We start from the raw sequence: 10086 nt of genomic DNA, 5'->3' as shown, positions 1-10086 counted from the left end.
AACATCACCATCGAGTAGCGCGGGACGAACTGGCGGGGATGCCGCTCCTCCAGGCGGAAGGAAATCTCCTTCTTGAGCTGGAACGCGGGCTCGCGGACGGTCGCCCGCATCTCGACATAGTTCTCGAGGGCCATCGCGGCGATCGCGTCGGCGTCGGGGCGCCGAAGCGCCTCGAATTCCGCGAAGATCTCTCCCCAGGGCCGGTCGTCCCGTTCGAGCAGCGCGTCCAGCGCGTCACAGTCCTCGTAAGCCGCGTTCATCCCCTGTCCGTGAAACGGCACGATCGCATGCGCCGCGTCGCCCAGAACGAGCGCCTGGTCCTCGAAGAACCAGGGGCGGCAGCGGATCGTTTCGAGATGACCGGTCGGGTTGGCGAAGAACTGCCCGGCGAGATCGGGGAGGTGGGGGATCGCATCCGGGAACCGGCGCTCGAAGAGCTTCCGCACGTCTTCCGGAATCCGGAGGGCTTCGAAGCTCTCCTCGCCGCGGTTGGGAAGAAAAAGCGTCGCCGTGAAACTGCCGTCGGCGTTGGGCAGCGCGATCAGCATGTACTCGCCGCGCGGCCAGACGTGGAGCGCGTTCCTTTCCATCCGGAAGCCCCCGCCCGGAGCCGCGGGGATCGAGAGCTCCTTGTAGCCGTGGCCGAGCGGCTCCTCGGCGGCGTCCCCTCCGGTCTTCGCGACGATGGCGGCGCGAACCGCCGAGGCGCTTCCGTCGGTTCCGATGAGGACGGCGTAGGGAGATTCGTGTATTTCCGAGTCGTCGCCGGAGCGGATCCGGACCCGGCGGTTTTCGAAATCGACGCCGCCGCAGGACTGTCCGAACCGGATCGAAACCCGGCCGGTCGACTCGGCGGCGTCCATGAGCAGCGCGTTCAGGCCGCCGCGCGAGACGGAGTAGATGACCTCGTGCGGCTTGTTGCCGTAAGGGACCAGCCGCAGGCCGCCGCTCTCGTCGTGCAGCATCCGTCCCGCCATCGGGATCAACGCCGGCCGGACGCGGTCCATCAGACCCGCCCGTTCCAGCGCGTGGATGCCGCGGTTGGCGAGCGCGAGGTTGATGGAGCGCCCGGAGGACGCGCGGACCTTTCGGGGATCGGGGCGGCGCTCGTGGATCGTCACCCGGTGGCCGCGCCGGGCCAGGAGAACCGCGAGGAGCGTCCCGGCGAGGCCGGCGCCGACGAGCGTGATCTCTTCCGTTTCCCGCGGAGTCCTCGGAGAGCTCCTCAACGCGCGCTCAACGGATCGCGGCCCGCAGGATCCCGACGAAGCGGTGCACTTCCTCGAACCGGTTGTAGAGCGGCACCGGGGCGACCCGGATCACGTCCGGATCGCGCCAGTCGCACGTCACGCCGGCCGCCTCGATCCTTTCGAACACCGTCCGGCCGGGGATCGAGCCGGGCTTCACGCGGAGCGAAAGCTGGCAGCCGCGCCGGCCCGGCTCGGACGGCGTGAAGATCTCGACGCGATCGCCGGCTTCCCGGCGCAGCAGCCACTCGAGATAGCCGGTCAGGCGAATCGACTTCTCGCGCAGGGGCCCGATTCCTCCCGCCGATTCGAAGATCTCGAGAGACGCGCGGATCGCGGCCAGGGAGAGGATCGGCGGGTTCGAGAGCTGCCACCCCTCCGCCCCGGGAATCGGCCGGAACCCCGGCCGCATCCGGAAACGCGTCTCCTTGTCGTGCCCCCACCAGCCGGCCAGGCGCGGGAGATCGCCGTTCCTGCCATGCCGCTCGTGGACGAAGCAGCCGCCGACGGAGCCGGGGCCGCCGTTCAGGTACTTGTAGGTGCACCAGACGGCGAAGTCGACGTTCGCGTCGTGGAGCCGCAAGGGCACGTTCCCCGCCGCGTGAGCCAGGTCGAATCCCGCGACGCACCCCTTTTCGTGCGCCAGGCGGGTGATCGCTTCCGGGTCGAACGCCTGACCCGTGTAGTACTGCACCCCCGGCAGCAGGACGAGCGCGATCGAATCGCCCTCGCGCGCGAGGGCCTCCGCGATCTCTTCCGTCGTGATCGCCGGCCCGCCGTCGGGCGGACGGAGGCGGACGACGGCGGAAGCCGGGTCGAATCCGCGGCTCGCGACGTGCGACTCGACCGCGTAGTCGTCCGACGGGAACGCATGATCCTCGACGAGGACCCGGAAGCGCTCCCGCGTGGGGCGGTAGAACGTCGCCATCATCAGATGGAGGTTGACCGTGAGCGAATTCATCGTCACGACTTCGGTGGGAAGCGCTCCGACGAGCCGCGCCGTCGCCGGCGCGAGGAGCTCATGGTAGGGCATCCACGGATCCGGTCCGGAGAAATGCGCCTTCACGGCGAGCCGGCTCCACTTGTCGAGCTCGTCGTCCACGTAACGGCGGGTCCGCCGCGGCAGCAGCCCCAGCGAGTTTCCGGCGAAGTAGATCTCTTCCTCGCCGTCGTCCCTCTTCGGGACGTGAAACTCCGCGCGGAACTCCCGGAGCGGATCGGCCTCGTCCAGCGCGACCGCGAAATCGCGCCCGGAGTGGAACGGCTCGCTCACGAGACCTCGAAGCGCTCCCGGGGCAGCCCGAGCCACTCGAGCGCCGTTCCGTGCAGGATCCGGGCCCGCGTCTCTTCCGGGAAGCGGCACGATTCGATCAGCTCGCCCGGGTTCGCCTCGCCCAGCGGAAACGGGTAGTCGCTACCGAGCGCGACGCGGTCCGCGCCGAAGAGGTCCACGACGTAACGCAGCATTCCCGGGTCGTGGACGAGGGAATCGACCGTGATCCGCCGGAGATATTCGCGCGGGGCGACGGGGTTGTCCACGGCGCACAGATCGGGTCGGACGTCGAATCCGTGGGCGATGCGCCCGAAGGTCCCGGGGAACGCGCCGCCGCCGTGCGCGAACGCGAGGCGGAGCCGGGGAAGGCGTTCGAGCACCCCGCCGAAGATCAGCGAGCAGATCGCGAGCGACGTTTCCGCCGGCATACCGACGAGCCACGGGAGCCAGTACTTCGGCATGCGTTCCCTCCCCACGACCTCCCAGGGATGGACGAATACCGCCGCACCGAGCTCCTGGGCGGCCTCGAAGATCGGGAAGAGCTCGGGGTCGTCGAGATTGGCGCCGTTGACGTTCGACCCGATCTCGATCCCCGCGAGGCCGAGCTCGCGGACGCACCGCGTGAGCTCGCCGATCGCCAGACGCGCATCCTGCATCGGAACGGTCCCGAGCCCCACGAACCGCGACGGGCGGGCCGATTGAACGCCGGCGATGTGATCGTTCAACCGGCGGGCGAACTCGAGGGCGCGGGCCGGCTCCGCCCCGTAGCCGAAGAGCACCGGGATCGTCGAGAGGACCTGGACGTCGACGCCGCGGGCGTCGCACTCCTCGAGGCGCGCCCCGGCGTCCCAGCAGTTGCTCTCGATCTCGCGGAAGAACCGCCCGTCGATCGTCATTCGGGCGCGGCCCGGCGCGTGGTGCTCGAGCCGGACGAAACCGCGCGCTCCGTACGCTTTCTCGAAGTCGGGAAGCGTCTCGGGGAGGATGTGGGTGTGGATGTCGATCTTCAGCAACGGCGCCCCGCGACGGAACCTAAGGGCCCGGCGTGGGCATGACGGTGCCGCACTTCTTGCAGGTGCGATGTTCGGGGTTCGCGAAGAAACGGTCGAAGATCGGGGGGAAGTCCTTCTCCACGTTCCGGAGCGGGAAGTACTCCTCGTAGAGCAGATTCGTGCACCGGTCGCAATACCACTGGAGGCCGTCTTTCTCGTGGGGGAGGCGCTTGCGTTCGACGACGAGTCCGACGGAGCCGGCCATCCGCTGCGGCGAGTGCGGAACGCGCGGCGGGTGCAGGTACATCTCGCCGGCCCGGATCGGCACGTCGACGACGCGCCCGCCCTGGATGGTCTTCAGGACCATCTCTCCCTCGAGCTGGTAGAAGAGCTCGGGCCCTTCGTCGACGTGGTAATCCTTGCGGCTGTTCGGGCCCCCGACGACCATGACGATGAAATCGTCCTCGTCGAAGACCTTCTTGTTGCAGACGGGAGGTTTGAGGTCTTCCCGGTGCGCGTCGATCCACCGAGCGAAATTGATCGCCTGCCGCTGCATTGGCCGCCCTCCCGTGCGAGGTCGATATTATAGGAACGCATGAGCCGGCCGGCCGACGGTGGCGATGCCCGGAAGGGCGAGATCGTTTCGAGCCGGGCTCCCCGGCCGGTCGGCCCGTACCCGCACGCGCGGCGATTCGGGAATCTGCTCTTCCTTTCGGGAATCGGGCCGCGGCACCGCGAGACGGACGCCGTCGCCGAAGGAATCGAGGCGCAGACCCGCTCGTGCATCGAGAACGCGAAGGCGATCCTCGAAGACGCCGGGAGCTCCCTCGAGAAGGTGATCGACGTGACCGTCTTCCTGACCGACATGGCCCGCGATTTCGCGGCGTTCAACCGGGTGTACGGGGACTACTTCGGCGAGATCCGGCCGACGCGCACGACGGTCGGCGTCGTCGCTCTTCCGACCCCGATCTCCGTCGAGCTCAAGATCGTCGCGGAGGCGCCCGCCGGCGGCCGAAGCGGAATCCCATCGTCCCCTTGACCTTCGGAGGCAGCCGGGGAAGCGCGGAGCGGGGGATGAAGAACGACGAGAGACCGACGAGATCGCCGAACACGCGGTGACGCTCGGCCGCCCGACCGAGGTACTCGTGGCCCGAACTCCCGCCGGTTCCGATCTTGTCGCCGATCATCCGGAGCACCATCTGCGCGTGGCGCTGACGCCAGCTCGTGAAATTCCGTTCGACGTCGACGACGAGGGCGAGGAGCCGGAACGGCAGGTGGAGGATCGGCTCGTCGCGGTAGAGGTTGATGAGGAGAGCGGCCTGGAGCGCCCGCCGGGAAAAATGGCGACCGTGCGCCGCGGCCGGCGCTTCTCCCCCGGTCCCGAAGACGTCCTCGAAGCGCCGCGCGGTGGCCTCGAGTCCCGCGATCTGGGTGGATTTCTCCGCGGCCGTGAGCGTCGGGTTGCGCCGGATCGAGGCGCGGTCGCCCGCGAGCATCCGATCCACCGCCGCCCGGTAGTCCCTCCAGAAGTCGAACGTGCCGAAGCTCAGGAAAGGCGTGCGCTCGAGCCATCGCTCGAGCAGGTCGAAGAGCGAAGGCTCCTTCTCCGACGCGTCGAGCCTCGCGCGGTCTTCCTTGCGGAATCGCGACGTGTACGGGGCGTCGTGCAGCTGGAGGCGGTCTTCGCGCCGGACGCCGAGCTTGTTCTCGAGCAGGCGGAACTGGAGGCTCTGGACTCCCGACGCCGGGATCAGGTCGTCCCGGAATTCCAGGAAATCGAGCGGAGTCATCGTCTCGAGCACGTCGATCTGCTGGATGAGGACCCGCTGGATCTCGACGATGCGCCCGAAATGCGAGACCGCGCGCCCGACGTCCTCCTCCGGAACGGACGCGCTCCGGAAGATCGCGAGCACGGCGTCGAGCTCCCACAGGATCTGCTTGAACCAGAGCTCGTACGCCTGGTGGACGATCACGAACAGCATCTCGTCGTGGGCCGGGCGTCCCCGGCGGGCGCTCTCGAGCCGCTGGCAATCGAGCAACCGGTCGAGCTGGATGTAGTCCGCGTAATAGAGAGGAGCGCGGCGCTTGGCCATGGGTTCAGTTCCCCTGCCCGGAAATGCCGCGACACGGGTTCGGAGCGCGGCGGAGTGAGCCGCCCGTCGCCGCGGCGAAGGCCCGCGCCGCCTCTCGAGCTCGTCGGCGAGCCGCCGGCACGAAGGACACGCTGTTTCCGAGGAGAGGCATTCGCGCTTCGTACCACGGACCTCGCCGCCATTTCAACGCGTGCCGGTTAGAATCGCCGCGTGAAACGCGTCTTCAATTTCATCGGCGGAGAGTTTCGGCCGCCCTGCGCCGGAAACCATCTGCCGGACCTCGAACCGGCGACGGGCGAGGAGATCGCCGAAATCGCCGACAGCGACGCGACGGACGTCGACGCCGCGGTCGCGGCGGCTTCGCGCGCGTTCCCCTCGTGGAGCCGCACGCCCGCCGAGGAGCGATCGAAGCTCCTGATGCGGCTCGCCGATCTCGTGGAGGAGAACTTCGACGAGCTCGCCTCCCTCGAGTCGCAGGACAGCGGGAAGCCGGTCGCGCTCGCCCGGCGGCTGGACGTCCCCCGCGCGGTGAAGAACTTCCGTTTTTTCGCCACGGCGATCCTCCACGCCGAGACGAAGTGCCATGCGACGGACGACCGCGCGCTCAACTACACGCTGCGCCAGCCGCTCGGCGTCGCCGGCCTGATCTCGCCCTGGAACCTTCCCCTCTACCTCCTGACGTGGAAGATCGCGCCCGCCATCGCGGCGGGAAACTGCTGCGTCGCGAAACCCTCGGAGCTCACGCCGCTGACCGCCAACCGGCTGGCGGAGCTCGCCCGGGAAGCGGGAATCCCCCCCGGCGTCGTCAACATCGTCCACGGTCGGGGAGCCGGGGCCGGCCGCGCCCTCACCGGCCATCCCGGCGTTCCGCTGATCTCGTTCACCGGCGGGACGCGGACCGGAGCGGACGTGATGGCGCTCGCCGGGCCTCTCTTCAAGAAAGTCTCCCTCGAGCTCGGCGGAAAGAACCCGAACATCGTCTTCGCAGACGCGGACCTCGACGAGGCGGTCGCCACCTCGATCTCTTCGAGCTTCTCCAACCAGGGAGAGATCTGCCTGTGCGGGTCGCGGATCTTCGTCGAGAGGGCGCTCTACGACGAATTCCTGGATCGGTTCCTCGAGCGGACGAGGAGTCTCGTCGTCGGCGATCCGCGGGATCCCGCGACGGAAGTCGGCGCGCTGATCAGCGAGGCGCACTTCGAGAAAGTCTCCGGGTACGTCGATCTCGCGAGGGAGGAGGGCGGCGAGGTCCTCTGCGGCGGAAAGCGCCCGGCGCACCTCCCCGACCGCCTTCGCGGCGGCTGGTTCCTGGAGCCGACGGTCCTCGCCGGGCTCGATTGCTCGCGGCGGGTCATGCAGGAGGAGATCTTCGGCCCCGTCGTGACCGTGACGCCGTTCGACACCGCGGAGGAAGCGGTCGCCTACGCGAACGGCTCGCGGTACGGTCTTTCGGCGAGCGTGTGGACGCGGGATCTCGGGCGGGCGCATCGGGTCGCCGCGGCGATCGAGTGCGGCACCGTCTGGGTGAACACGTGGCTGCTCCGGGACCTTCGCGTTCCCTTCGGCGGGATGAAGGAAAGCGGCGTCGGGCGCGAGGGAGGTTTCGACTCTCTCGACTTCTTCACCGAAGCGAAGAACGTCTGCATCAAGCTGTGAGGCGGTCGGGCGCCGCCTGTTCGGCCGTGCTCCTCGCGGCCGCCGTCGCGAGGGCGGCGCCCGCGAAACCCGGCCTTTCCCCCTCCGAGCTCCCCGCGGCCGCCCCCGCGATCATCGAAAGGGCGCTCGCCGGCGGCAGCGGCGAGGAGGACCTGCGGGATCTCTGCCTGCGGATCGGCGGGCGGCTCACGGGTTCCCCCGCGGCGGACCGGGCGATCGAGTGGGCCGCCGGCCGGATGCGGGCGATCGGCCTCGAAAACGTCCATGCCGAGAAATTCTCCCTTCGCCGCGGCTGGGAGCGCGGTTCGGCGAGCCTCGAAACGACGTTTCCCGTCCGGCGCTCTCTGCGCGTCGTTTCCTACGGCTGGACGGGCTCGACGCCGGCCTCGGGAGTCGACGCCGAGATCGTGCCCGTGAATCTCTTCCGCCTCGACGACGAGATGAAAAACGCCGCCGCCTGGAAGGGCCGCATCGTCCTGACCGTCGAACGGGGAGAGAAGCCCGCGAATTGGGCGCCGCGGGCGGCGACGCTCGAGACGCTCGTCCGCCGGGCGCTCGCGGCGGGAGCCGCGGGCGTGGCGCTGGCGCCGCTCGCCGGGGCGGCGGGGGGGATGGATCTCGCGCACACGACCTCGCTCGCGTTCGACGGCATCGACGACATTCCGGTCGTCAGCCTGACTCCCGAGGGACACTCGGCGGTCGAACGGCTCCTCGCGACTCGCGGGAAGGTCCGCGCACGGCTTCGCGTCCTGAACCGGGTGACCGCGGGTCCGGTCGAATCCGCCAACGTGGTGGGGGAGATCCGGGGGCGCGAGCGTCCGCGCGAGGTCGTTCTCGCCGGGGCTCATCTCGACTCGTGGGATCTCGCGCAGGGCGCGACCGACGACGGCTTCGGCGTCGCCGCGGTCCTGCAGTCGGCGCGGGCGATTCTCGGGACCGGAATCCGCCCGCGGCGAACGCTCCGCTTCGTGCTCTTCACCGGAGAGGAGCAGCGATTCGTCGGCTCGATCGCCTACGTGCGGGCGCATGCCGCCGAAATGGCCGATCTCGTCGCAGTTTTCGTCCTCGACGACGGCCCCGGGCCGATCGACGCGCTTCACCTGGGCGGAAGGAGAGAAGCGGTGGACGCCGCGCGGCGTCTCGCGGGGGAGCTCTCGCGATTCGGCCGGATCGCGGTGGACGACGAGGTCGAAGCCGGGATGGACACTCTGCCGTTCACGCTCGTCGGGGCGGCCGCGGTCGGGATCGGACAGGACTCGCCCGCCTACGCCCGGACCCACCATTCGGAAGCCGACACGATCGACGCGGTCGATCCGGCCATGATTCGCCGGGACTCGGCGGTTTTCGCGGCGCTGGCGTTCTGGGCCGCCGACCGGCCCGAGCGTCTCGCGAGGCCCTGGCCTCCCGCCGCGACGGCGAAGCTCCTCGGCGAGCGAGGGCTGGAGGACGGACTGAGGTTCTACGGACTCTGGCCGTTCGAGCCGGGCTCTCCGGAGCGGGGGGCGGCGCCGCGCTGAGAGAGTCCCGGTCTTCCGCGGACTACGCGCGGACCGTCATCACCGGGCACGCCGCCGTGGCGATCACCCGCGAAGCGACGCTCCCGAGGAAGAACCGCGACGGGCCGGTCCGCCCATGCGTGCCCATCAGGATCATTCCGGCGCCCTCGCGCTCGGCGGCCTCGACGATCGCCTGCTCCGGCTGACCCGACAGCACCGACGGGCGGGCGTCGATTCCGTCCTGGCGCGCGAGCTCGACGAGCGGATCCAGTTTCGCCTCGAGCGAGGCGCGGAACTGGTCCTCCCAGTCGAGGTACGCGTGAGCGGGGATGTAGCCGAGAGCGAGAACGGAGGCCGGGTCGTACGCGTGCGCGATGACGAGCTCGGCGCCGAACTGGCGGGCCAGGCGGCGCGCCTCGTCGAAGGCGCGCTCGGAGGCGGGCGAGAGGTCGGTCGCGAAGAGGATCGTGGCGATCCGTCCCCGCGAAGCGGGGTTTTCGGCGGGTCGGGGGTGGCTTTGAACGTCCATGAAGGACTCCTTTCGGGCCGTCTCGACTATCCCCCGCCTCGTCCCCCCGGGCCAGATGCAATCGCTTCATCGTCGTCCGCGGCGCGAGCGCTGCGGATTCTCGCGTCGAGGAGGTCCGCCGGACCCACGAATCCGGCGAGGAGGCCCGAGCCGTCTCCCGCCACGACGGGGCAACGCGTCACGCCCGCGGCCGCCATGCGCGCGACGAGCGTCCGAACCGGTTCGTCCTCCCTTCCGACGACCGCGGCGGGCGTCCGGATCGACGAGACGGGGACGTCCGCCCGGCCGTCGCGGACCGCCTCGTCGATCGCGTCGGCGGCAAGGAGCCCCGCGAGCCTTCCCTCCGCGTCCACGACGGGATAGAAGTGGTGCCGGGTCCCCGCGACCGTGCGCGCCGCGGAAAGGACGTCGGCGGCCGCGAGGACCGCGATCGGCGATCGCGACATCACGTCCCGGACGCGGGCGTTCGAGAGGGGATCCGGAGCGCTCTCCGATTCCACGAATCCCTCCTCGAGCATCTGCTGCTCGACCATGTTGCGCGGCGACACGAGCCGGGAAACGGTCATCGCCAGCGCGACCGAGAGCATCAGCGGGAGAACGAGGCCGTAGTCTCCCGTCACCTCGATCACGATCAGGACCGCCGCGATCGGACAGCGCAGGACGCCCGCGAAGAACGCTCCCATTCCCGCGAGGGCGTACGCCCCGGAATCGATACCCGCCCCGGGAAAGACGTGCTGGAGAGCATGGCTGAGCGCCGCTCCGAGCGCCGCCCCCATGAAGAGCGAAGGAGCGAAGGTGCC

General features: G+C 69.7%; 10 protein-coding genes. 3 read left to right on the top strand and 7 right to left on the bottom strand.

Going from position 1 to position 10086, the window contains the following annotated elements; translation table 11 throughout:
- The 4 genes from VFS34_00115 to VFS34_00100 all read right to left on the bottom strand — a co-directional run.
- Positions 1 to 1229 (bottom strand): NAD(P)/FAD-dependent oxidoreductase (locus VFS34_00115; GenBank protein HET9792836.1); only part of this gene is annotated, 1229 nt, incomplete at its 3' end.
- 7 nt (positions 1230 to 1236) lie between these two features.
- Positions 1237 to 2520: a kynureninase gene (kynU, locus tag VFS34_00110; GenBank protein ID HET9792835.1), complete on the bottom strand. Its 1284-nt coding sequence runs from the start codon at positions 2518 to 2520 to the stop codon at positions 1237 to 1239.
- Complete coding sequence (locus VFS34_00105) at positions 2517 to 3530, bottom strand: amidohydrolase family protein (GenBank protein ID HET9792834.1); 1014 nt, start codon at positions 3528 to 3530, stop codon at positions 2517 to 2519. Before VFS34_00105 ends, kynU begins: the two co-directional genes overlap by 4 nt.
- Positions 3531 to 3552: 22 nt before the next feature.
- On the bottom strand, positions 3553 to 4068 hold the full coding sequence (locus tag VFS34_00100) for a 3-hydroxyanthranilate 3,4-dioxygenase (protein HET9792833.1): 516 nt from the start codon (positions 4066 to 4068) through the stop codon (positions 3553 to 3555).
- A 39-nt stretch (positions 4069 to 4107) separates the two neighbouring features.
- Between VFS34_00100 and VFS34_00095 the strand changes: the two genes are divergently transcribed.
- Positions 4108 to 4551 carry a Rid family detoxifying hydrolase gene (locus VFS34_00095; GenBank protein HET9792832.1) on the top strand — a complete coding sequence of 148 codons (444 nt, stop codon included), beginning with the start codon at positions 4108 to 4110 and terminating at the stop codon, positions 4549 to 4551.
- On the opposite strand, the gene VFS34_00090 is transcribed toward VFS34_00095, so the two are convergent.
- Positions 4493 to 5605, bottom strand: a complete 1113-nt coding sequence (locus VFS34_00090; GenBank protein HET9792831.1) for a tryptophan 2,3-dioxygenase family protein — start codon at positions 5603 to 5605, stop codon at positions 4493 to 4495. The two genes, VFS34_00095 and VFS34_00090, sit on opposite strands and share 59 nt — an antisense overlap.
- A gap of 210 nt (positions 5606 to 5815) precedes the next feature.
- Between VFS34_00090 and VFS34_00085 the strand changes: the two genes are divergently transcribed.
- Entirely contained in the window at positions 5816 to 7261 is a 1446-nt protein-coding gene (locus tag VFS34_00085) for an aldehyde dehydrogenase (GenBank protein ID HET9792830.1), read from the top strand.
- A 26-nt stretch (positions 7262 to 7287) separates the two neighbouring features.
- Positions 7288 to 8778, top strand: a complete 1491-nt coding sequence (locus VFS34_00080; protein HET9792829.1) for a M20/M25/M40 family metallo-hydrolase — start codon at positions 7288 to 7290, stop codon at positions 8776 to 8778.
- 22 nt (positions 8779 to 8800) lie between these two features.
- Here the strand turns inward: VFS34_00080 and VFS34_00075 are convergent, their stop codons facing one another.
- Entirely contained in the window at positions 8801 to 9286 is a 486-nt protein-coding gene (locus VFS34_00075; protein ID HET9792828.1) for a universal stress protein, read from the bottom strand.
- A 26-nt stretch (positions 9287 to 9312) separates the two neighbouring features.
- Positions 9313 to 10086 (bottom strand): chloride channel protein (locus tag VFS34_00070; GenBank protein ID HET9792827.1); only part of this gene is annotated, 774 nt, incomplete at its 5' end.

The sequence above is a fragment of the Thermoanaerobaculia bacterium genome, from assembly GCA_035717485.1.
GTDB lineage: Bacteria > Acidobacteriota > Thermoanaerobaculia > UBA5066 > DATFVB01 > DATFVB01.
This window is presented reverse-complemented; position numbering and strand designations above follow the sequence as displayed.

Bases quoted from the DNA above. Each gene is read 5' to 3' on its own strand.
- VFS34_00095 (HET9792832.1), top strand. From the start codon at position 4,108: ATGAGCCGGCCGGCCGACGGTGGCGATGCCCGGAAGGGCGAGATCGTT.
- VFS34_00100 (HET9792833.1), bottom strand. From the start codon at position 4,068: ATGCAGCGGCAGGCGATCAATTTCGCTCGGTGGATCGACGCGCACCGG.
- VFS34_00075 (HET9792828.1), bottom strand. From the start codon at position 9,286: ATGGACGTTCAAAGCCACCCCCGACCCGCCGAAAACCCCGCTTCGCGG.
- VFS34_00090 (HET9792831.1), bottom strand. From the start codon at position 5,605: ATGGCCAAGCGCCGCGCTCCTCTCTATTACGCGGACTACATCCAGCTC.